A 22400-nucleotide genomic window follows, 5' to 3' on the forward strand; every position below is an offset into this window, starting at 1 on the left:
GGGGCCAAGCGATGCGAGGATCTGCATGTACCAGGTGATCGGAACCGGCCAAAGCCGCACCCTGCGCGTGCTGTGGATGCTTGAGGAACTGGGCCAGCCCTATGACCATGCCGCCGTCAACCCGCATACCGAGCGCGTCAGGCCCTTCAATCCCGCCGGCAAGGTGCCGGTGCTGGTGGCGGACGGCGTGCCGATCACCGATTCGACGGCGATCCTGACCTATCTGGCGGACCGGCACGGCGCGCTGACCCATCCCGCGGGCACGCTGGACCGTGCGCGCCAGGACAGCCTGACGCAATTCGTGCTGGACGAATTCGACGCGGCGCTGTGGCTGGCGGCGCGGCACAGCTTCGTGCTGCCCCCGGAAATGCGGCTGGCCGCGATCAAGAACACGCTGCGCTGGGAGTTCGAGCGCAGCCAGCGCACCCTGGTCCATCGCATGACGGATGGTGGCTTCCTGATGGGCGATCGCATGACGGTGCCCGACATCATCCTGGCGCATTGCCTGACCTGGGCGCTGACCGCGCGCTTTCCGATCGTGGAACACCGGCTGACCGATTACCTGGACATGATGCGCGCCCGCCCGGCCTATCTGCGCGCTGCGGCCAGATAGGCGGCGGCGCCGCGCCCGGCCAGCCGCCCGGTGGCCAGGCAGCCGGTCAGCAGATAGCCGCCGGTCGGCGCCTCCCAGTCCAGCATCTCGCCGGCGGCAAAGACGCCGGGCAGCGCCTTCAGCTCCAGCGCATCGGTCAGGCTTTCGCCGGCGATCCCCCCGGCCGAGGAAATCGCCCGCGCGATGCCCATCGGCCCGTCATGGCGCAGCTGCAACGCCTTGGCGCGCATCGCCAGCCGCTCTGGCTCGGCCGGCAGGGGGCGGCCCCATTCCATCATTAGCGCCGCGCGCAGCGGATCGCCCAGCACCCGCCGCAGCCGGTTGCCGACCGACAGCTTGGCCGGGGCCTTGGCAAAGCGCCGCGCCAGTTCCTCTGCCGCAAGATCGGGCGCCAGGTCGACGAAAGCCGTGGCGCCCTCGCGCATCGCGGCGGCGACCTCGTAGATCCCGCCGCCCTCGACGCCTTCGGCCGTGACCACCCATTCGCCCCGCCCGATGCGGTCGCCGACATGCAGCGCGACGCCCTTGACCGCCTGGCCGAAATGCCGCGCCATCGGCGCCGACCAGGTGACGCGAAACCCCATATTCGCCGGCCGGAACGGCGCTACCATGACGCCCCTCTCGCGCAGCCACGGCACCCAGGCCGCGTCCGAGCCCAGTCGCGGCCAGCTTGCCCCACCCAGCGCCAGAACCACGACGCGGGGCCGCAGCAACGCCACCCCGCCCGGCATTTCGAAACGCCAGCCCTCGTCCTGAAAGCCTGTCCAGCGCCAGCGCGTCCGCAACTCGACCCCCAGCCCGGAAAGCCGTGCCAGCCAGGCCCGCAACAGCGGCGAGGCCTTCATGCCGACCGGAAACACCCGCCCGGTCGAGCCCACGAACAGCTCCACCCCCAGCCCGCGTGCCCAATCCATGACCTCGGCCGGCCCCATTTCAGCGTTTTCCAAATACTCCGGGGGAGGCCGCAGGCCGGGGGCAGAGCCCCCATAGCGGCGCAGGAAGTCCGCGCGCGGCTCGTCCTTGGTCAGGTTCAGCCCGGATTTCCCCGCCATCAGCAGCTTGCGGGCCGGGGTCGGCATGGCCTCGGCCAGCACCACAGGCGCGCCCTGTCCGGCCAGAATTTCGGCCGCCATCAGCCCTGCCGACCCTGCGCCGATCACCAGCGCCTCAACCGCCTCGCTCATCGCCCGCCCCGCGGCATCATGCACAGCCGCAGCAGCATCCGCTCCATCAGCGCCATGGCCGGCGCGCGCGAGGACGAGCGCAGCACCAGGTCGGTTTCGATCAATTGATGGATCGCATCCTCCAGCGCCCGCATCCCCCAGGCCTGGGCCTGGCCGATCATCCGGTCGCGCCGCGGCCCGAAGACCGGCGGCCGCAGCCGTGCAAGCCCCGCGCCCGGCCCGCCGGGATCCGAGGCCGCAGCATGCAGCGCCCGGAAATGCCGCAGCGCCGCGATGCACAGCGTCACCGGCAGGATGCCTTGCCCCTCGATCCGCCGCATCAGCCTGCCGAACTCGCGCGCCTGTCCCGCGGCCACGCAGTCGATCAGGTCGTCCACCTCGGCCTCGATGGTCGCGGGGGCCAGCGCGGCAATCTCGGCCGGGCTCAGCGGTGCCGGGTCGCCATGCTTGTAAAGCCCGATCTTTTCCACCGTCTGCCGGAAATCGCCCGGATCAAGCGCGCGGGCCAGCGCCATTAGGTCGCGCATCGCGTCGCGCGGCACCTCGCGCAGCCCCGCGTCATGCAGCCATCGCCCCACCTCGTCCTCGCCGGGCGGGTCGTCGTAGATCGGCGCGGTCGCGGCGGCGGGATGCGGCTCGAACAGCTTGCGCAGCGCCGAGGACTTGCCCAAGGCGCCACCCGCGACCACGATCACCGCGTCGCCGGCTTTCCATTCCGCAAGGGCCGCGGCGATGGCCGGCGCCGCCGCATCCGTCGCATCATCGACCAGCACCACGCGCTGGCCCGGAAAGAATCCGACCGCCTTGACCGCATCCAGAAGCGCCGCCGGATCCTTGCGCAGGTCGGCGCCGGGGATGCGGGTCAGGCGCATCTCTTCTTCGGCCCCAGGACCGACCAGCGCCTTGACCGCCTCGGCCCGTTTCAGCGCCACGCGCATCGCGTCCTGGCCATGGATCAACAGCGCCGGGCGCGTCGGATCGGGCCGCGCCAGATAGCGTCCGATCTCGGCGCCCTTCAGGATCATGGCACCGCGTCGGGCTGGAGGGCCAAAAGCCGCGTCGCCACCTGGTCGGCCAGCATCCGCGCCAGCCGCTCATGCGCGTCCTGTTCGGCGGCCATGGTGGCGATGGTGGTGCCGGTGGTGGAATACGAGGTGAAGCTGCTGACCTGCCCGCGCGTCACCATCCGGCCGGTCGCCGCCTCGGTCAGGGTGAAATCGGCGGTTCCGTTCAGCGCATAGCGGGTCGTCACCTCGTCTGGGGTGATGGCCTGCGGCACCACCGCGACGCGCAGATTGTAGTCCAGCAGAAAGCCGGCCTCGGCATCCGGGCCCAGCCGTTCGGCGATGCGGCCGGCAAAGGCGAAATCGTCGGGCGTGCGCGGATCGGCGGTGCGGACCTTGCCAAACAGCCGCGCCCCGGTGCCGCCCGGCCCATAGACCGGGGAAAAGCCGCAGCCGGCCAGGGCCAGCGCGCCCAGGACGGCCGCCCGCCTAGACCACGACATTGACGATCCGCCCCGGCACCACGATCAGCTTCTTGGGAGGCTGCCCCTCCATGAAGCGGCGCACGGTTTCGTCGGCCAGCACGATGGCCTCGATTTCCTCCTTGGGCATGTCCTTGGGCACCTCGATCTCGGCCCGGCGCTTGCCGTTGATCTGGATCGGCAGCACCACGCTGTCGGAAACCAGCAGCGCCGGATCGGCCTTGGGCCAGGGCGCATCGACCGCCATGCCCTGCCCGCCGGCCTTGGCCCAGACCTCTTCGGCCAGGTGCGGCACCATCGGCGCCATGAGCTGCGCCAGGATGCGCAGCGCCTCGCGCCGGCTTTCGGCGCCCGCCCCGGACTTGGCGATGGCATTCGCCAGCTCATAGACCTTGGCCACCGCCTTGTTGAAGGCAAAGCCCTCGATCGCCTGCGTCACCTCGTCGATGGCGCGATGGGCGGCGCGGGCCAGGTCCGCGTCGGTTCCACCCTCGGGGATCTCGTCGGCCAGCCGCCAGACGCGGGACAGAAAGCGGTGCGCGGCCTCGGCCCCGGCGGCGGTCCATTCCACGTCCCGTTCGGGCGGGCTGTCGGACAGCATGAACCAGCGCGCGGTATCGGCGCCGAAGCTTTCGACGATGTTCACCGGATCGACGACGTTCTTCTTGGATTTCGACATCTTGGCCGAGGGAATCACCTCGACCGGGGTGCCGTCGGCCAGCTTGCCGTCCACCACGTCCTCGGGCAGGTGATAGACCGGGCGGTCGCGCTCGTCGCGGGTCCGGTAGATTTCATGCGTGACCATGCCTTGCGTGAACAGCGCGGCAAAGGGTTCCCTGGCGCTGTCCGGCAGATGGCCGGTCCTGACCATGGCGCGGGCGAAGAAGCGCGAATAGAGCAGGTGCAGGATCGCATGCTCGATGCCGCCGATATACTGGTCCACGTTCATCCAGTAATCGGTTTCGGCCCGGTCGGTGGGCGTGGCCGCCTGGGGCGCGGTAAAGCGCGCGTAATACCAGGACGAATCGACAAAGGTGTCCATGGTGTCCGTCTCGCGCCGGGCCGGGCCGGCGCATTTCGGGCAGGTGGTCGCGGCCCAGGTCGGATGCCGGTTCAGCGGGTTGCCGGGCACCTCGAAGCTGACATCCTGCGGCAGCAGCACCGGCAGGTTGGCCTTGGCCTCGGGGACGGTGCCGCAGGCGTCGCAATGCACCACCGGGATCGGGCAGCCCCAGTAACGCTGGCGCGAGATGCCCCAGTCGCGCAGGCGGAACTTGGTCACGCCTTCGCCATAGCCCGCCGCCTGGGCATGGGCGATGGCTGCGTCCACCGCCGCCTCGCCAGTCTGGTCGGCCGCGCCGGCAAAGCCGCGCACATAGGTCACGGTCTCGGATTTCAGCGGCACATAGGGCGCGGTCGCGACCAGCGCATCGGCCTGTTCCAGCGTCATGCCGCGCTCGCCGAAGGTGGCGCGGATCGGCAGGCCGTATTTCAGCGCAAATTCGTGGTCGCGCTCGTCATGCGCGGGGCTGCCGAAGATCGCGCCGGTGCCGTAATCCATCAGCACGAAATTGGCGATCCAGATCGGCAGTTGCCAATCCGCGTCCAGCGGGTGGCGCACGGTCAGGCCGGTGTCCAGGCCCATCTTGGGCGCGGTCTCGATGGCTTCTTCGGTGGTGCCGATGCGGCGGCATTCCTCGACGAAAGCTGCGACCTTGGGGTCAGATGCGGCCAGCGCCTTGACCAGCGGATGATCCGGCGACAGGGCCACGAAACTGGCGCCCATCAGCGTGTCGGGCCGGGTGGTATAGACCTCGATCTGCGGGAAATCGGGCAGGTCCACAGTGTCAAAGCGGAATTGCAGCCCGCGCGACTTGCCGATCCAGTTGGCCTGCATCAGCCGGACCTTTTCCGGCCAGCCGTCCAGCCCGTCCAGCGCCGTCAGCAATTCCTGGGAATAGTCCGAGATGCGGAAGAACCATTGCGTCAGTTCGCGGCGCTCTACCGCTGCACCCGAGCGCCAGCCCTTGCCGTCGATCACCTGTTCGTTGGCCAGCACGGTCATGTCCACCGGGTCCCAGTTGACCATGGCCGACTTGCGATAGATCAGCCCCGCCTCCAGCATGTCCAGGAACAGCGCCTGCTGCTGGGCGACATAGGCATCGTCGCAGGTGGCGAATTCGCGGCTCCAGTCGATGGACAGGCCCAGCGGCTTCAACTGGCTGCGCATGGTGGCGATGTTGGCATAGGTCCAGTCGCGCGGATGGCCGCCCTGTTCCATCGCCGCATTCTCGGCCGGCATGCCAAAGGCGTCCCAGCCCATCGGGTGCAGCACCGAAAACCCCTGCGCGCGCTTGAAGCGGGCCACCACGTCGCCCATCGTGTAGTTGCGCACATGGCCCATGTGGATGCGCCCCGAGGGATAGGGGAACATCTCCAGCACGTAATACTTGGGCCGCTCGTCGCGGACGGCGCGGAACGTATCGGCCCGTTCCCACGCCTCTTGCCAGCGCGGTTCGCTGATTGCGGGATCATAGGGCATGGATACCTCCGGGCGTCAGATTGCCCGCAGGGTATTAGCCGCTTGCCCGATGCAGGTCCAGCGGGGTCAAAGATTGCGGTCCCGGACCCGCAACTGCCGGGCGCGGGTCAGGATCGCATCCTCGACCGCGCGCACGGTGTCGGGGGCCACGGCCGCGCCGCCCGCCCCCTGCAAGGAAAGCTTCAGCCCGCGCGCGTCCAGCGCCGGGTCGCTGACCTTGATCGTGGCGCGATAGGACCGCCCGCCGCCCGGAGGCGTGCCGTAGCCGGTGACGATGACGCCGGTAAACGGGTCCACCGACTGGATGGGCAGGAAGTTCAGGACCTCCAGGCTGGCGTTCCACAGGTATTTGTTGACCGCCACCGTGTCGTTGGGGTTGCGGCGGTCGCCGAAGACGTCCCAGATCGTCTCGCGCCGTTCCTCGGCCCGCGGCTGGGCCTGGCGGTTGCCGCCGCCCGGCAACGATGTCGCCGAGCCGGCCGAGCCCGCCGAACCGGCAGAGCCCATCCCCGACCCCCCGCCGGAACAGGCGGCAAGCCCGGCCGAAATCAGCAGGGCGGCGGTCAGCCGTGCGGCGCGTCTGGTCATCTGGTGTCCCCCGGATCGTCCTTGGCCGAGCCATAGCGCAATTCGGCCCCTTGCGACAAGAGAGGGCGGCGCCCCGCCGCCGCCGGCGCGTCAAAAGGCTCGCGCGCGCGGGGCTTTGGGTGCGGCGGGCTGGCGCGGCGTTGCAACCGGGTGTGGCCCATGTGCATCACAGCGTTTCGGAATCCGGGTAAACGAAAGCGATTTCGTTGCAATGCCGGGGGGAAAGCGCGACACAACGGGCATACCCCAAGCCGGCCAACCGGGTGGGGCATACGAGAGAGACAAGAGGGAAACACCATGAAAAAGGCTCTTATCGCCTCCACCGCGCTGGTCCTGACCGCGGGCGTTGCCGCCGCCGACGTGACCATCTCCGGCTATGGCCGGACCGGTGTGATCTATTACGAGAACACCGCTGCTCAAGACGCTGCTGGCCTGAACGAGACCCTGGTCGCTAGCCGTCTGCGGATGAACATCGACGCCTCGACCTCGACCGATTCCGGCGTCGACTTCGGTGCGCGCTTCCGCCTTCAGTGGAACCAAGGTGAAGAAGGTGCCGTCGCGAACCCCGGCAAACTGTGGATCAGCGCCCAAGGCCTGACCGTCGAAGTCGGCAACGTCGACACCGCGATGGACAACAGCGGCCTGATCTACGCGACTGAACTTGGCGCCTTTGACCGCTCGGTGGGCTTCAGCGCCGTGGCCGGCAACTTCTTCGCCTACGAGCCGCAGTATTACGACCTGGGATACCAGGATCGCGTGGGCGTTGCTGCGATCTACAGCATCGACAACCTGAAGCTGCGCGCCTCCTACATCGACCCCGACCAGAAGCATGACTACGCTGCAGATGCCGGCGTGGACGAGAAGGAATTCGGCCTGGTGGCTGACTACACCTGGAACGACGTGCTGGAACTGTCGGCCGCCGCCACCTGGAATGGTGCTGGCATCGACGGCAACGACATCTTCTTCCTCGGCGCGCGTTATGCCGTCATGGAAAACGCCCGCGTCGGTCTGAACTACGTCACCACCAATGACGAAGACGACACCGAATACGCTTCTGTTGGGGACACCATCGCCCTTTACGGCGACTACACCCTGGCCGATGGCCGCACCAACATCGAAGCCTATGTCGCCAACAACAACCGCGACAGCAACGAAACCGACAATGCGTTCGGTATTGGTGTGAACTACGATCTGGGCGGCGCTCGTCTGGGTGCCTCGCTCCAGCGCGACTATGCTGAAAACGTGACCGCCGACATGGGCGTTCGCTTCGATTTCTGATCCTTCGGGATACGGAAACGGCAAAGAGCGGGCCTTGCGCCCGCTCTTTTCTTTTGGGAATCATGCCGCCATGGAACTGGATGACATCAGGCGCCGCATCAGTGCGGCCGAACAAGCCGCCGGGCGCGCTGCGGGCGAGGTTACGCTGATCGCCGTCAGCAAGGTGCAGCCCCCCGAACGGGTCGAGGCGGTGCTGGCGGCCGGCCATCGCGTATTCGGCGAAAACTACGTGCAGGAAGCCGCGGGGAAATGGCCCGCCTGGCGCGAGAGTTTCCCCGGTATCCAGTTGCACATGATCGGCCCCTTGCAGACCAACAAGCTGAAGCAGGCGCTTGATCTATTCGACGCCATCCACACGCTCGACCGTCCCTCGCTTGCCGGGAAACTGGCGCGGCAGGTGCAGGCGCGCGGTTCCTGTCCGCAGCTTTTCGTTCAGGTGAACACCGGCGCCGAGCCGCAAAAGGCCGGCATCCTGCCCGACGAAGCCGATGCCTTTGTCGCCCAATGCCTGGCGATGGACCTGGCGATCACCGGGCTGATGTGCATCCCCCCCGAAGGCGGCGACCCCGTCCCGCATTTCCGCACCCTGCGCCAGATGGCCGCCCGCAACGGGCTTGCCGGCCTGTCCATGGGCATGAGCGCCGATTTCGAAACCGCCATCGCCCAGGGCGCCACCCATATCCGCGTCGGCAGCGCGATCTTTGGCGCGCGCGATTATCGCTGACCGCCGGTCGTTAAGGCTTTATTAGTAATGATGATGCGGCGCCCTGGCGGGGGCGGTATGTGTTGTTTTGGGTTTATGTGATTCGTTTGGGTGCCCGTCATGTTGTTGATCAGCAGTATCGTCAGCCTGTTTCTTGCCGGTCTTGCCACCGATGTGACCGGGACCACCCGCGCCGCCGATGCGGACGGCAATTCCGACGCCGATCCCGATGAACCGCCCCGGCCGCAGGGGCTGGCGGCCGACGGGACCGAAGGCAGTGACTGGCTTGTCGGCGGCGATGGCGACGACCTGTTGTCGGGCTATGGCGGCAATGACGATCTGCATGGCGGGCAGGGCGGCGACACGCTGCTGGGCGGCGACGGCGCCGACTCGATCTATGGCGACGGCGATTTCGGCCCCGGCGGCGACGATTCCATCGAAGGCGGCGCGGGCGACGATTACCTGGCGGGACAGAACGCCAACGACACCGTGCATGGCGGCCCCGGCAACGACACCATCTTGGGCGGCGATGGCGACGATCTGCTGACCGGGGGCGAAGGCCAGGACTGGATCTCGGGCAATGCCGGCAACGACACGCTGATCGCCGGGCCGGGCGAAAGCGACCTGGACGGCGGCGATGGCGACGATCTGCTGATCGGCTCGGACGATCCCGAACGGGCCTGGATGCATGGCGGGGCCGGGCGGGACACGCTGCAACCCGGCCTGGGCGATTTTTCCGAAGGCGGCGCGGACGAGGATCTGTTCCTGCTCTCTCCACCGGCCGCGGCGCTGGAAGATCCCGGCGACAAGCTGCCGGTGATCGCCGATTTCGACGCCAGCCAGGACCGGATCGAACTGGCCTATCAGGACCGTGCCGACGGTGCCTTGCCCAAGGTGACGCTGGAACGCGACAGCGACGGATCGGCGCTGATTCGCCTGGACGGGCAGCCCGTGGCCCGGCTGCTTCAGGCCCAGGGGCTGCGCGCGGATGACATCGCCCTGACCCGGATCGCGCCGCCGGGCTAGGCCAGAAAGCGCTTTCCTTTTCGTCGGTTTGCGCCTATACGCGCCCATCCGCTGGGACTTCCGGCGGAGCTCTCCACGGGCCTGTGCTGGACGACATCCCGGCCAGAGCCATAACCCCTTGATCCTGAAAGGAGACCCCGATGTCGATTACTGTTGAGGAAAAGAATCGCCTGATGACGGAATTTGCGACCAAGAAAGGCGACACCGGCTCGCCCGAGGTCCAGGTTGCGGTCCTGTCGTCGCGCATCTCGACCCTGACCGAGCATTTCAAGACCCACAAGAAGGACAACCATTCGCGTCGTGGTCTGCTGAAACTGGTCGCGCAGCGCCGCAAGCTGCTGGACTATCTGAAGGGCAAGAACGAAGCCCGCTACAACGTGCTGATCGCCAAGCTGGGCCTGCGCCGCTGACAGCCGGCGCTGAACCGCAGCCAAGCCTTGCAACGCCCGCGCCCAAGCCGCGGGCGTTTTGCTGTCCTGGTCCAGGGGCGGATAAAACCCTTAAAATCCAAGCTATTGTCCTTCTGGATTCTTAAAGGCCGTAAACTAATCTGCAATTTGTCCGCAAAATGGAGATTGCAATGTTAATCGGTTCGTTTTTCAAGCCCACCATCCCTCCGCCGACCCCTTCTTCGGTCCTGACCAGCTTGACGGATGGGTTGGGCAAGCTTCTTGGTTCGTCGCAAAGCCCCCAGACGGCGACGGGCAACGCGGCGCGCCTGGATCTTTCGCCGCAGGCGGCTGCAACTCCCGCCCCGGAAATCGCGGTGGCCGCTGCGCCTGCGCCGACGGGCGCCAGCGTTCCCTTGGACGGTGCCGGGCAGACAGGTGCCGGGACGGCGGCCCCGGCCGCCGGAACCCTGCCAACCGTGCCCCCAAGCCTGGCACCCCAACCCTTTGCCAACCGCACGGTCGGCGCGGCAGAAAAGGCCGAACCTGCGCGGTCGCAGCAGGCCCTTGTCCCGCCCGGCCCCGATGCCGAGGCGCTGTTCCGGTCCTGGGCGATCGCGGCACAGGCCAAGGAAATGGCGCAGGATGTGGTCAAGCGCGTCGCCGTGATCGACAGCCCGGCATGGCCGGCCGAGGCGACGGCCGAACCCAAGGCCGCCGTGCCGAGAACGCTGGCCACGGCCTGACCGGCCCCGCCAACGCCGGGGGCGACACCCGCCCCTGGCAGCTAAACAGGACCCCCGTCCGGATATCGGCCCGCGGTAAACCACTTTCCAAATCCCCTGTTTTCCTGTATGGGCCGTGCCCATCTGTGACGTGACGCCAGGCCCCTGGGCACATGCGAAGGATAGGGGCGGCGGCAATGGGGCCGCCATTTGACACAGGGCGCGCGACCGGAAGGGCCGGCGCGCCGCCAGAGGAAACCAGATGTTTGATGAAGTGAAGAAATCCATCCAGTGGGGCCAGGAAACGCTCACGCTGGAAACGGGCAAGGTTGCCCGTCAGGCCGACGGCTCGGTCATCGCCACCTTGGGCGAGACCAGCGTGATGGCCAACGTCACTTTCGCGAAAGAACCCAAGCCCGGCCAGGACTTCTTCCCCCTGACGGTGCATTACCAGGAAAAATACTATGCCGCCGGCAAGATCCCCGGCGGTTTCTTCAAGCGCGAAGCCCGTCCTTCGGAAAAGGAAACGCTGACTGCGCGCCTGATCGACCGGCCGATCCGCCCGCTGTTCGTCCCCGGCTTCAAGCATGAAGTGCTGGTGATGTGCACGGTGCTGAGCCACGACCTGGTCAACGATCCCGATATCGTGGCCATGATCGCTGCCTCGGCCGCGCTGACGATTTCCGGCGTGCCCTTCATGGGTCCGATCGCCGCCGCCCGCGTGGGCTTTGCCAATGGCGAATATGTCCTGAACCCCGAAGTGCAGGACATGGACCATCTGCGCGGCAATCCCGAGCAGCGGCTGGATCTGGTCGTCGCCGGCACCCGCGACGCGGTGATGATGGTCGAATCGGAAGCCTATGAACTGACCGAGGCCGAGATGCTGGGCGCGGTCAAGTTCGGCCACGAGGCCATGCAGCCGGTCATCGACCTGATCATCGACCTGGCCGAAGCTGCGGCGAAGGAACCCTTCGACTTTGCCTCGCCGGATTACAGCGCGCTTTACGCCCAGGTGAAATCGCTGGGCGAGGACGACATGCGCGCCGCCTATGCCATCCACGACAAGGGCGAGCGCCGCGACGCCATCGAGGCCGCCAAGGCCAAGGTGCTGGCCGGCCTGTCCGAGGATCAGCGGCTGGACCCCAACCTGGGCTCGGCGCTGAAAAAGCTGGAATCGGGCATCCTGCGCGGCGGCATCATCGACGGCCGCCCGCGTATCGACGGCCGCGACAACAAGACCATCCGCCCCATCGACTGCGAAGTGGGCTTCCTGCCGCGCACCCATGGCTCGTCGCTGTTCACCCGCGGCGAAACCCAGGCGCTGGTCGTGACCACGCTGGGCACCGGCGATGATGAACAGATCATCGACGCGCTGCATGGCAACAGCCGCAGCAACTTCCTGCTGCATTACAACTTCCCGCCCTATTCGGTGGGCGAGGTGGGCCGCGTGGGCAGCCCCGGCCGCCGCGAGATCGGCCATGGCAAGCTGGCCTGGCGCGCGCTGCAAGCCGTGCTGCCGGCGCCGACCGATTTCCCCTATACCATCCGCGTCGTCAGCGAGATCACCGAATCGAACGGCTCGTCCTCGATGGCCTCGGTCTGCGGCGGGTCGCTGTCGATGATGGATGCGGGCGTGCCGCTGAAAGCGCCGGTGGCCGGCGTCGCCATGGGCCTGATCCTGGAAGAGGACGGCCGCTGGGCGGTGCTGACCGACATCCTGGGCGACGAGGACCACCTGGGCGACATGGACTTCAAGGTCGCGGGCACCGAAAACGGCATCACCAGCCTGCAAATGGACATCAAGGTCGCGGGCATCACGCCCGAGATCATGGAACAGGCGCTGGCCCAGGCCCGCGATGGCCGGCTGCACATCCTGGCCGAGATGTCCAAGGCCCTGACCGAGGGCCGGCGCGAGTTCAGCGCCCACGCCCCGCGCATCGAGACGATGACCATCCCGACCGACAAGATCCGCGAAGTGATCGGCTCGGGCGGCAAGGTGATCCGCGAGATCGTGGAAACCTCGGGCGCGAAAGTCGACATCAGCGACGACGGCACCATCAAGATCGCCTCGGCCAATGCCGATTCGATCAAGAAGGCCTATGACATGATCCATTCGATCGTGGCCGAACCCGAAGAGGGCAAGGTCTATACCGGCAAGGTGGTGAAACTGGTCGATTTCGGCGCCTTCGTGAACTTCTTCGGCAAGCGCGACGGGCTGGTGCATGTCAGCCAGATCGCGGGCAAGCGCCTGAACCACCCCAACGAGGTGCTGAAGGAAGGCCAGGAGGTCAAGGTCAAGCTGCTGGGCTTTGACGACCGCGGCAAGGTGCGCCTGGGCATGAAGATGGTCGACCAGGAAACCGGCGAGGAGATTTCGCCGGAGAAGAAAGAGGAATCGGCCGAGGGCTGACGCTTCGTTTAGGAAAACGGATCAAGCGGAGCCTGTGGGCTCCGCTTTTCTTTTCAGCTTTCCCACCATTCGGTCTTTTTCAGTCGATGCACGGCGCGCAGCCGGGCAAAAACCGTATCGGCATCCTGAAGCCGGTTATAAATGCCGTGCAGGATTACGCCGGTGGGGCGCACGTCGAAGAATGGCTTCAACCGCCAATAGAGATTGTAAAGCGTATCATCCTGGCCGGCGGCGAAGCAGGACATGCCTTCGAACAGCGGCACCATCCGCTGGCGCAGTTCGGTAATGCGCTCCGGCAAGATGGGCTGGTCCTGGCTATTAGTCAGCCATCGCTCGGTCTCGGCGATCTTGACCATGTTCGCCAGTAACGAGGCCAGCATGCCCGCCCCGCGCACCTCGGGCCGCGGGTCGAGTTCAACGAACGTGTCCGCGGCCGAAGTCAGCCAGCGGATGTTCAGCGTTTCCGCAAGGAAATCGCATTCCGCATCCCAGAGTTGCCGGAAGTGGGCATAATTTTGCTGGGGCGCTACGCGGCGGCGGATCAGCACAATCAGTTTTGCGTGATGGAACATTAGTTCGGGCTGGCCGGAAAATTCGGCGCGCAGCTTGTCAAAATGTTCGCCCAGATCGCGCTGGGATTTCCAGGATTGGCTGGCCGGTCCCGCCGCGATAAGTGCGGTCTTCATCTGCTCGAAGGGCTCGGAATCGCGCATGAACTTGCGAGCGCCAAGGCGCCTTCGATGCTGGTTCCAAGACAGAAACCGCTCGATCCGGGTTTTTCTCCGCATCAGATAGCTCCTGAAAGGGTGTTTGCTCGGCCGCTGTTTGGCGGGGCATCTTTCGAGCCTTCCCGATGCGGCCCTTGACTTGCCAGATTGCTTGGTCCTGATGCGCTTGGCAAGGTCCGCGACTTGTCCAGCGTCTTCAACCAAGAAAGGGCAGTATGAATGACCTTACCCGTTTCTGCCTTCATCGTCTGCCAGAACGAAGAGCGCGTGATCGAGAACTGCATCCGCAGCGTTGCCTTTTGCGCCGAGATCGTCGTGGTCGATTCCGGCTCGACCGACGGCACGCTGGCGATCTTGCAAAAGCTGCGCGAAGAAGGGCTGCCGCTGAACATCCTGCACGAGCCCTGGCGCGGCTTTGGCGCGCAAAAGCAGTTCGCCCTGGATCAGTGCAGTCAGGACTGGTGCCTAAGCATCGACAGCGATGAGCGGGTCAGCCCGAAGCTGGCCAAGATCTTTCCCGGCCTGCTGGCGCAGGAGGGCGTGAATGGCTGGCGGCTGACGCGCTATGACTATCTGCCCGGCTATGGCTTCGTGCCGCCCGCCGCGCATGAGCGTTATCACAACCGGCTGTTCCGACGCGGGCGCGGGCGCTTTGATCCGACCGATCTGGTGCATGAGGGCATCGCCATCGACGGCCCGGTGCGCAAGGCGCAGCCTGGCGGGCTTTTGCATTTCAGCCCGTTGTCGCTGCACGAGCAGATGGAGAAAAAGAACAAGTATTCATCGCTCAAGGCGGAAATGAAGGCCCGGCGCGGCCAGCCGCCCCGTCCCTGGAAGATGCTGGCCAGCCCGTTTCTGTTCTTTCTGAAATGGTATTTCGGCCATGGCATGTGGCGCTGCGGCTGGCTGGGCTTCACCCATAGCATGCAGGGCGCGATCTATTCCTTCCTGACCGAGGCAAAGCGCTATGAAAACGCGGCGATCAGTCGGGTTCCGCCGGTCGAGCCAACCGATGTCGGCAGGTATTAGGTGGGGCAGAACGCCCCGCCCGCGCCCAGCTTACGCCGGATCCTTGGCAAAGCGCAGATAGGGCAGGGTCTTGTTCAACTGGCCGTATTTCGCCTCGGCCGCCGCGTCGTCCAGCGACAGCGCCACGATCACGTCCTGGCCCGGCATCCAGTTCGCGGGGGTGGCCAGCGGCACGCCGTCGGTCTTTTGCACCGCGTCCAGCGCCCGCACGATCTCGGCAAAGTTGCGGCCCACCGACATCGGATAGGACATGGTCAGCCGGACCTTCTTGTCGGGGCCGATGATGAACACCGTGCGCACCGTCGCCGAATGCGCCGGGGTGCGGTCCGCGCCCGGCAGGTAGAAATCCGCCGGCAGCATGTCGTAAGCCTTGGACACCGTCAGCGAGGTGTCGTCGATGATGGCGAAATTCGCCGGGGTGCCGGCGACCTTTTCGATGTCCGCCTTCCATTTGCCGTGATCCTCGACCGAATCGACCGAAACGCCCAGAACCTTGGTGCCCCGCTTCTCGAACTCGGGCACAAGCTGGGCGACGGCGCCGAATTCCGTGGTGCAGACCGGGGTGAAATCCCGCGGATGCGAGAACAGGATCGCATAGCTGTCGCCGACCCAGTCGTGAAAGCTGATCGGCCCTTCGGTGGAATCGGCAGTGAAATCAGGCGCGGTGTCATTGAGGCGCAGGGACATGTCGGATCCTTTCGGTTGGTTTGGCGACAAGATAGGCATCTGCGGCGGATTGTCCAACCTGATGCGTTCAGTCGTGTTAATCGCCCGGCTTGCAGCCCGCCCGCGCGGGTGCCAGTCTGCGGCCAATCCCAGATCAAAAGGAGGCTTTGATGAGCGGACTGGCCGACAAGCGGAATTTCTACATCGGCGGCGCCTGGGTGGCGCCCCGCCAGCCCCGCGACCTGGAGGTCATCGACCCCTCGACCGAAGAGCCGGTGGCGGTGATCAGCCTGGGCGACCAGGCGGATACGGATGCGGCGGTGGCGGCGGCCAAGGCGGCCTTCCCGGCCTGGGCCGCGACGCCCCCCGCCCAGCGGCTGGCCTATGTCCAGAAGATCCTGGACATCTACAAACGCCGCGCCCCCGACATGGCCGCCGCCATCAGCGCCGAGATGGGCGCGCCGCAGGACATGGCGCTGGCCGACCAGACCGCCGCCGGCAGCTATCACATCGAAACCTTCATCGAGGCGTTCAAGGGCTTTGACTTCATCCGCCCCCTGCGCCCCGATACCCCCACCAGCATGGTCGCGTGGGAGCCGGTGGGCGTGGTCGGGCTGATCACCCCCTGGAACTGGCCGATGAACCAGGTCACGCTGAAGGTGATCCCGGCCCTGCTGGCCGGCAATACGCTGGTGCTGAAACCCAGCGAGATCGCGCCCCTGTCCTCGGTCGTCTTTACCGAGATCGTGGACGAGGCCGGGCTGCCGCCGGGCGTCTACAACATGGTGAACGGCGACGGCGCGGGCGTGGGTTCGCAGCTTTCGGTGCATCCCGACGTGGACATGATCAGCTTTACCGGCTCGACCCGCGCGGGCATCGCCATCACCAAGGCGGCGGCCGATACGCTGAAAAAGGTGGCGCTGGAACTGGGCGGCAAGGGGGCGAACCTGGTCTTTGCCGATGCCGACGAAAAGGCGGTGACACGGGGCGCGCGGCATTGCTTCAACAATAGCGGGCAAAGCTGCAACGCCCCGACCCGAATGCTGGTCGAGCGGTCCTTTTACGAAACCGCGGTCGAGCAGGCCCGCAAGGTGGCCGAGGAAACCGCCGTGGCCAGCGCGCACCAGCCCGGCCGCCATATCGGCCCGGTGGTCAGCAAGCAGCAATGGGACAAGATCCAGGAGCTGATCCAGACCGGCATCGACCAAGGCGCCCGCCTGGTCGCCGGCGGAACCGGCCTGCCCGAAGGCGTCAATCGCGGCTATTTCGTGCGTCCGACGGTCTTTGCCGACGTGACCCCGGACATGACCATCGCCCGGCAGGAAATCTTTGGCCCGGTGCTGTCGATCATGCCCTTCGACACCGAGGAAGAGGCGGTCGCGATCGCCAATGACACGATCTATGGGCTGACGAACTATGTCCAGACCCAGGACGGGGCGCGCCGCAACCGGCTGGCCCGGCAATTGCGCGCCGGCATGGTCGAGACGAACGGCCAAAGCCGGGGCAGGGGCGCGGCCTTTGGCGGCGTCAAGGCGTCGGGCCGGGCGCGCGAGGGTGGCGTTTGGGGGCTGGAGGAGTTCATGGACAGCAAGCAGATCAGCGGCTGGGACCCCGAAGCGTAACCGGCAGGGCCGTCCAAGGGGGCGGCCCATGTCCTGGCCGGATGGCGGCGGGACAGCCCGCCCGGCGCGCAATGGGCCTGGCGCTTTGCGCTGGCGTCAGGCTTGCGCGGCGAGTGTTGCGGCGAAGGAATCGGTGCTGGTGAAATAATCCGGCGACAGCCGCAGCACCCCCGGCAGGTCCAGAAGCACCCGGCGCAGATGCAGCCGCATCGCCGCTTCGGCCGCATCGGGGTCGCCGGCGGCGATTGCCTCGGCCACGCTGCGATGCTGGGCCAGCATGATGTCCTTGGGCGTGATCGCACTTAGCAGGTGGCGGGCGCGGTCCAGCGGCATCTTGACCTGTTGCAAGTGGCTCCAGACCAGGGCCTTGCCGGCGATCCGGGCCAGGGTGGCGTGAAATTCCTCGTCCAACTGGACCAGGGTCGTGGGATCGGCCTGGGTCTCTTGCGCGGCGATCTGTTCAAACAGCGTCTGGTGGTCCTGGCGCCGGGCCTGGGATGCCGCAAGGCGCACGATGTCGGCTTCGACCGATTCGCGGATGAAGCGGGTGCACAGCACCCATTCCAGGTCGATGCGGGTGACGAAGGTGCCGCGCTGGGGGCGCACCTCCAGCAGACCCTCGCCCGCCAGGCGGATGAACGCTTCGCGCACGGGTTGGCGCGACATGGCGTAGCCATCGGCGATCTCTTGTTCCGAAAGGCGCGCGCCGGGGGGCAGTTCGCCTTGGACGATGCGCTGGCGCAGCCGGGCGTGAAGCTGCGCCGCAAAGGGCGCCTGCGCCCGCGTCGCGGAATGGGTCTGGGTCGATGCGCGGTCCATGTTTCCTCCCTGACCCCGCATTAGTTCGTGACCCGATCTTGCGTCAACTGCCGGAACGGCGGTGAAAGGTCATCGCGGTGGTCTGGCGATAAAGCTGTCCCGGCTCCAGCAGCGCCGAGGGATAGCCGGGATTATGCGGCGAATCCGGCCAGAGCTGCGTTTCCAGCGCAATACCGGCATGGCGGCCATAGGGGCGGCCGGCATGGCCGGGCGCCCTGGGGGTGAGATGTTCTGTCGCATGGATCTGAAGCCCCGGCTCGGTCGAGCGCAGGGTCATCGCAAGCTGGCCGGCCTGAAGCGTCGCGACCTTGCGCGGCACGATCCGGCGCCGCGACGCAAGGCAAAGATTGTGGTCGATGCGCGGCCCGTCCAGCCGGTCGCCCAGTCGCACCGGCTGGCGAAAGTCCAGATGCGTGCCCTGGACCGGGGCGGGGCGGCCAAGCGGGATCATCTCGGCGTCCACCGGCAGGTAGTGTTTGGCCGGGACGGTCAGGTGGTGATCGGCGATGCTGTCCGTCCCGTCCAGGTTGAAATAGCTATGCTGGGTAAAGTTGCACAGCGTGGCTTCGTCGGAAGTGGCCAGGATCGTCAGCATCAGCACCGGGCCGGGCAGGATGGACCAGGTCGCCCTGATCAGCATGGCGCCCGGAAAGCCCATATGCCCCGCGGGCAGGTAATCGGCCAGCGCCACCGAACCTTGGTCCCAATCGGCCAGCATCCAGTTGCGGGTGCCGCAGCCATCGCGGCCGCCATGCAGCATGTGGCGGTCGTCCTGGTTGCGGTCCAGATGCCATTCCTCGCCGTCGATCACCGCGCGGCCCTGGGCGATGCGATTGGCATAGCGCCCGATCACCGCGCCGAAATAGCGGCCTTTGCCCAGATAGGGGTCCAGCTTGGGAAAGCCCAGCACCAGCGCGTGCCCCATCCCCGCTAGCCGCAGATCCTGGAGCGATGCGCCCAGCGTGATGATCGAGGCCGTCAGCCCATGGCCCGAAATGGTCGCCTGCATGACCTGCCCGCCATCGGGCAGCGTTCCGAATGGCCTGGGCGTCATGCCATGGTGCCCCGCCCTGCCGGCCTGCCTGGACAGCCGGGGCGCGTGGGGACGGCCGGGGCGGTTGCCGGGATCGGGCGGCTGTGCCCCGGAAAATCGGATCGAGTTCGGAATGGGCTGTTCCCCCGCAGGCGAAACCTGCCGCAGGTTACCGATAATTCCCGCATCCGCCAGCCCCCTGTCGGCATGTCGCCTGCGGCCGGGCCGGCCAGGCAGGGGCCGGGCAACGCCCGCCTTGCGCGGTAAGGCCGGCGGGGCTTGCCAGGCCGCGCCTGCCGTCCCCTTGCCCTTGCCATCAGGATGCCGGTATGGCCCCGCCGCGATCGCCCCCTGCCATGTATTGGCGCAGCACGACGGCGGCCAGGATCGCCATGCCCAGCACGGTCGAGGTGAGTTCGGGCGCGATCAGCATCAGCGCGGCCAGGGGCAGCACGATCCTTTCGATCGTCAGCAGCGGACCCATCAGCCAATTGGTGATCGCGGCCGACAGCGCCACGATGCCCAGGACCGAGCCGGTAAAGGCCAGCAGGAAGTCGGGCAGCGTGAAGGACTGCGTGACCAGCAGAAGCGAGGGCGAGAAGACGAAGACGAAAGGCACCAGCGCCTTGCCCATGGACAGCCGGAACGCGGTATTGCCGGCCTTGAACCCGTTGGCGCCGGCGATCCCGGCCCCGGCATAGGCGGCCAGCGCCACCGGCGGCGTCACGTCGGCCAGCACGCCGAAATAGAAGACGAAGAAATGCGCCACCAGCGGTTCGACATTCATCATGCCCAGGACCGGGGCGGCCACCGCGACCATGATGATATAGTTCGCCGTGGTCGGCACCCCGCAGCCCATCAGCACGCAGACCACCGCCGTCATCAGCAGGGTGAACAGCAGCGTCAGCGTCTGGATGCTGAACAGCTCGAACGGCAGGAAGGTCAGGAACTGATGCAACCCCACGGCCCAGTCCTGCGCCACGCTCGTGACCATGAAGGCGATCTTGAAGCCGACGCCCGTCAGCGTGACGATGCCGATCACCACGCCGACCAGCGCGGCGGCGGCGGTCACGGCCAGCGATTGGCGCGCGCCGGCGACGAAGCCCTCGTAAAGGCCGGCGGCGGTTTCCTTGATGCCCTCGACCACGCCCGCGGCCATGACCCGCTGGATCAGATAGACCGCGATACAGGCGGTGATCGCCCAGAAGGCCGAAAGAAACGGCGTGCGGCCCGACATCAGCATCCAGACCAGCAGCACCAGCGGAAAGACCGACAGCCAGCCTTCGCGCAGCACCTTGCCGGCCTTGGGCAGTTCCTCGGCGCGCAAGCCGCGGATGCCCAGGCGCTTGGCCTCCAGGTGGACCTGAACCAGCACGCCGAAGAAATGCATGAAGGCCGGGACGATGGCGGCGATCAGGATGGTGCGCAGCGGGATGCCCAGATATTCCACCATCAGAAAGGCGACCGCACCCATGACCGGCGGGGTGATCTGGCCGCCGGTCGAGGACGAGGCCTCGACCGCGGCGGCGAAATGGCGCTTGAAGCCGATCTTGATCATCGCCGGAATGGTCAGCGCGCCCGTGGTCACGGTATTGGCGATCGACGAGCCCGAGATCGTCCCCAGCATCGCCGAGGAGATGACCGAGACCTTGGCCGGCCCGCCGGCGTAGCGCCCGGTCAGCGCGGTGGCCAGGTCGATGAACAACTGCCCCAGCCCGATCTTTTGCGCCATCACCCCGAACAGCACGAAGTGGAACACATAGGTGGCGATGACCCCCAGCGCGGTGCCATAGATGCCCTGCGACGTCAGATACAGGTGATTGACGATATTGGACCAGTCCGCGCCGGGATGGACCAGGATGCCGGGCATCGACTTGCCGAAATAGGCATAGGCGATGAACAGCCCGGCGATCACCGGCAGCGGCCAGCCCATCGAGCGGCGCACCGCCTCCATCAGCACCACGAGCAGCACCGTGCCCATGGCGATGTCGATGGGCAGCGGATTGCCGACCCGGAAGGCAAGCTGGTCATAGATCCAGGGCACGTAAAAGGCGCTGACCGCGCCGCCGATGGCAAGGATCCAATCCGTGACCGGCACGCCCAGGACGGCAAAGCCGCCGGTCTTGTGCCGATTCCGCGCCAGGGCCGAGAAGCTGAGAAAGATCACGAACAGCGACACGCCCATATGCAGCCCGCGATGGGTCGTGGCGCGCGGAATGCCGAATCCGGCCGTGTAGAAGTGATAGACCGACAGCAGGAACAGGATGACGCCGGACAGGATGGCGATGGGCCGGGTCACCGTCCGAAAGCGCGCTTCGGGATCGTATTCCTCTTCCAGGGCGCGCAGTTGTGCGTCGGTTAGCTCGCGGGGTGCGTCGGTCATCTTGTTTTCCTGCAATGCGCGTCGGCAACAGGGGCGCGAACCGCAGCGGTCCGCGCCCCCGGATCGGCGGCGGAAGCGTTACTTCAGCTTGCCCGCTTCTTTGTAGAAGCGCTCGGCGCCGGGGTGGAACGGGATGCCCGCGCCCTGGGTCGCGCTGTCAAGGGTGATCAGCTTGCCCTTGGCATGGCCGGCCGCGAACAGCTTTTGCGTGTTGTCGTTGTAAAGCGCCTTGGTGATGCCATAGACCAGATCTTCGGACAGATCGGCGTTGGTGACCAGCTGCGCCCCGACCGAGATCGTGGCCACATCGGCGTCCTGCCCCTCATAGGTGCCGGCGGGCACGGTGTCGGTGGCAAAGAAGCTGTAGGTGTCGCGCAGCTTTTCCACCTCGGGGCCGGTGATGGGCACCAGGGTCACATCATGCTGGCTGGCCAGTTCGGCGATGGCGCCGGCCGGGTAGCCGCCGACGAAGAAAAAGGCGTCCATCGCCCCGTCGCGCATCCGGTCCGCCGCCTGGTCGGGCTTGAGATATTCGGGCGTCACATCGGCTTCGGACAGGCCAAAGGCTTCCAGGATGATCTTGGCATCGACCAGCGTGCCCGATCCCGGCTCGTCCAGCGAGACCCGCTTGCCCTTGAGATCGGCGACCGAGGCGATGCCCGCATCCTTGCGCGCCACCAGGTGGATGCTTTCGGGATAAAGGTTGGCGATCAGCCGCAGCTTTTCGACCGCCGGCTGGCCTTCCCACAGGCCGGTGCCGGTCTGCGCCCAATAGGCGACGTCGGATTGGCTGAACCCGGCCTCCATCGCGCCGCCGTTGATGGCGTTCACGTTGCCGACCGAGCCGTTCGAGGCCACCGCCGTCGCCACCAGCCCCGGCACCCCGCAAGAGCCGCCATCCTCGCAGGCGCGCGAGCCGGGCGGGCTGGAAATCGCGTTGGCGATCAGGCCGCCGATCGGGTAATAGGTGCCGGCCGTGCCGCCCGTTCCGATGCGGAAGAATGACATCTCCTGCGCGCCGGCGGCCATGCCAAAGGTCGCGGCCATCGCGGCGGCGGCAAACAGTGCTTTGAAACTCATGATTTTCCCCTGTCAGAGTGGTTCTTGCCGGCAGGTTAGCGCAGGCGGAAGGCCATGAACAACCATCAATCTGGGTGCGGCCGTTTCGGTCGCTGC

20 protein-coding genes are annotated in these 22400 nt (G+C 66.6%); 9 read left to right on the forward strand and 11 right to left on the reverse strand.

Annotation, left to right across the window (positions count from 1 at the left end):
* Nucleotides 1-25 precede the first annotated feature (25 nt).
* Nucleotides 26-613: a glutathione S-transferase family protein gene (locus F3H32_RS04350; RefSeq protein ID WP_149764722.1), complete on the forward strand. Its 588-nt coding sequence runs from the start codon at nucleotides 26-28 to the stop codon at nucleotides 611-613.
* Here the strand turns inward: F3H32_RS04350 and F3H32_RS04355 are convergent.
* The 5 genes from F3H32_RS04355 to F3H32_RS04375 form a co-directional block, all read right to left on the reverse strand.
* Complete coding sequence (locus F3H32_RS04355) at nucleotides 589-1797, reverse strand: TIGR03862 family flavoprotein (RefSeq protein WP_149764723.1); 1209 nt, start codon at nucleotides 1795-1797, stop codon at nucleotides 589-591. The genes F3H32_RS04350 and F3H32_RS04355 overlap by 25 nt on opposite strands.
* A complete protein-coding gene (holA, locus tag F3H32_RS04360) occupies nucleotides 1794-2822 on the reverse strand; it encodes a DNA polymerase III subunit delta (protein WP_149764725.1) in 1029 nt (342 codons plus the stop codon). The genes F3H32_RS04355 and holA overlap by 4 nt, the downstream gene beginning before the upstream one ends.
* Entirely contained in the window at nucleotides 2819-3304 is a 486-nt protein-coding gene (gene lptE, locus F3H32_RS04365) for an LPS assembly lipoprotein LptE (RefSeq protein WP_149764727.1), read from the reverse strand. Before lptE ends, holA begins: the two co-directional genes overlap by 4 nt.
* Nucleotides 3291-5825 carry a leucine--tRNA ligase gene (gene leuS / locus F3H32_RS04370; protein WP_149764729.1) on the reverse strand — a complete coding sequence of 845 codons (2535 nt, stop codon included), beginning with the start codon at nucleotides 5823-5825 and terminating at the stop codon, nucleotides 3291-3293. Before leuS ends, lptE begins: the two co-directional genes overlap by 14 nt.
* A 66-nt stretch (nucleotides 5826-5891) precedes the next feature.
* A complete protein-coding gene (locus F3H32_RS04375) occupies nucleotides 5892-6413 on the reverse strand; it encodes a DUF3576 domain-containing protein (RefSeq protein ID WP_149764731.1) in 522 nt (173 codons plus the stop codon).
* 297 nt (nucleotides 6414-6710) lie between these two features.
* Here F3H32_RS04375 and F3H32_RS04380 point away from each other — a divergent pair, with 297 nt between their 5' ends.
* The 6 genes from F3H32_RS04380 to pnp all read left to right on the forward strand — a co-directional run bounded on the left by F3H32_RS04380 (nucleotide 6711) and on the right by pnp (nucleotide 12944).
* Nucleotides 6711-7691 (forward strand): porin, encoded by a 981-nt coding sequence (locus F3H32_RS04380; RefSeq protein WP_188128583.1) that lies wholly within the window; start codon nucleotides 6711-6713, stop codon nucleotides 7689-7691.
* Nucleotides 7692-7761: 70 nt separating this feature from the next.
* Nucleotides 7762-8415, forward strand: coding sequence for a YggS family pyridoxal phosphate-dependent enzyme (locus F3H32_RS04385; RefSeq protein WP_149764735.1), 654 nt, complete (start codon nucleotides 7762-7764; stop codon nucleotides 8413-8415).
* Between the two features lie 99 nt (nucleotides 8416-8514).
* On the forward strand, nucleotides 8515-9420 hold the full coding sequence (locus tag F3H32_RS18150) for a calcium-binding protein (protein WP_149764737.1): 906 nt from the start codon (nucleotides 8515-8517) through the stop codon (nucleotides 9418-9420).
* 140 nt (nucleotides 9421-9560) lie between these two features.
* On the forward strand, nucleotides 9561-9830 hold the full coding sequence (gene rpsO, locus F3H32_RS04395) for a 30S ribosomal protein S15 (RefSeq protein WP_115754807.1): 270 nt from the start codon (nucleotides 9561-9563) through the stop codon (nucleotides 9828-9830).
* Nucleotides 9831-10288: 458 nt separating this feature from the next.
* Complete coding sequence (locus tag F3H32_RS04400; RefSeq protein WP_149764739.1) at nucleotides 10289-10555, forward strand: hypothetical protein; 267 nt, start codon at nucleotides 10289-10291, stop codon at nucleotides 10553-10555.
* 241 nt (nucleotides 10556-10796) lie between these two features.
* A complete protein-coding gene (gene pnp, locus F3H32_RS04405; protein ID WP_149764741.1) occupies nucleotides 10797-12944 on the forward strand; it encodes a polyribonucleotide nucleotidyltransferase in 2148 nt (715 codons plus the stop codon).
* Nucleotides 12945-12997: 53 nt separating this feature from the next.
* On the opposite strand, the gene F3H32_RS04410 is transcribed toward pnp, so the two are convergent.
* Nucleotides 12998-13876, reverse strand: coding sequence for a hypothetical protein (locus F3H32_RS04410; RefSeq protein WP_149764743.1), 879 nt, complete (start codon nucleotides 13874-13876; stop codon nucleotides 12998-13000).
* 15 nt (nucleotides 13877-13891) lie between these two features.
* On the opposite strand from F3H32_RS04410, the gene F3H32_RS04415 reads away from it, so the two are divergent.
* On the forward strand, nucleotides 13892-14701 hold the full coding sequence (locus tag F3H32_RS04415) for a glycosyltransferase family 2 protein (protein WP_149764745.1): 810 nt from the start codon (nucleotides 13892-13894) through the stop codon (nucleotides 14699-14701).
* Nucleotides 14702-14731: 30 nt separating this feature from the next.
* Here F3H32_RS04415 and F3H32_RS04420 read toward each other — a convergent pair whose 3' ends face one another.
* The gene (locus tag F3H32_RS04420) at nucleotides 14732-15388 is read right to left on the reverse strand and encodes a peroxiredoxin (protein WP_149764746.1); all 657 of its coding nucleotides are present in this window, start codon (nucleotides 15386-15388) and stop codon (nucleotides 14732-14734) included.
* A gap of 158 nt (nucleotides 15389-15546) precedes the next feature.
* On the opposite strand from F3H32_RS04420, the gene F3H32_RS04425 reads away from it, so the two are divergent.
* Nucleotides 15547-16989 carry an aldehyde dehydrogenase family protein gene (locus F3H32_RS04425; protein WP_188128589.1) on the forward strand — a complete coding sequence of 481 codons (1443 nt, stop codon included), beginning with the start codon at nucleotides 15547-15549 and terminating at the stop codon, nucleotides 16987-16989.
* Nucleotides 16990-17085: 96 nt separating this feature from the next.
* On the opposite strand, the gene F3H32_RS04430 is transcribed toward F3H32_RS04425, so the two are convergent.
* The 4 genes from F3H32_RS04430 to F3H32_RS04445 form a co-directional block, all read right to left on the reverse strand.
* A complete protein-coding gene (locus tag F3H32_RS04430) occupies nucleotides 17086-17808 on the reverse strand; it encodes a GntR family transcriptional regulator (RefSeq protein ID WP_149764750.1) in 723 nt (240 codons plus the stop codon).
* Nucleotides 17809-17851: 43 nt separating this feature from the next.
* Nucleotides 17852-18862, reverse strand: coding sequence for an aldose epimerase family protein (locus F3H32_RS04435; protein ID WP_149764752.1), 1011 nt, complete (start codon nucleotides 18860-18862; stop codon nucleotides 17852-17854).
* Nucleotides 18863-19157: 295 nt separating this feature from the next.
* A complete protein-coding gene (locus F3H32_RS04440) occupies nucleotides 19158-21224 on the reverse strand; it encodes a TRAP transporter permease (RefSeq protein WP_149764754.1) in 2067 nt (688 codons plus the stop codon).
* A 78-nt stretch (nucleotides 21225-21302) separates the two neighbouring features.
* Nucleotides 21303-22304 carry a TAXI family TRAP transporter solute-binding subunit gene (locus F3H32_RS04445; protein ID WP_149764755.1) on the reverse strand — a complete coding sequence of 334 codons (1002 nt, stop codon included), beginning with the start codon at nucleotides 22302-22304 and terminating at the stop codon, nucleotides 21303-21305.
* Nucleotides 22305-22400 lie beyond the last annotated feature (96 nt).

It is taken from the genome of Paracoccus thiocyanatus (assembly GCF_900156255.1).
GTDB classification, from domain to species: Bacteria; Pseudomonadota; Alphaproteobacteria; order Rhodobacterales; family Rhodobacteraceae; genus Paracoccus; species Paracoccus thiocyanatus.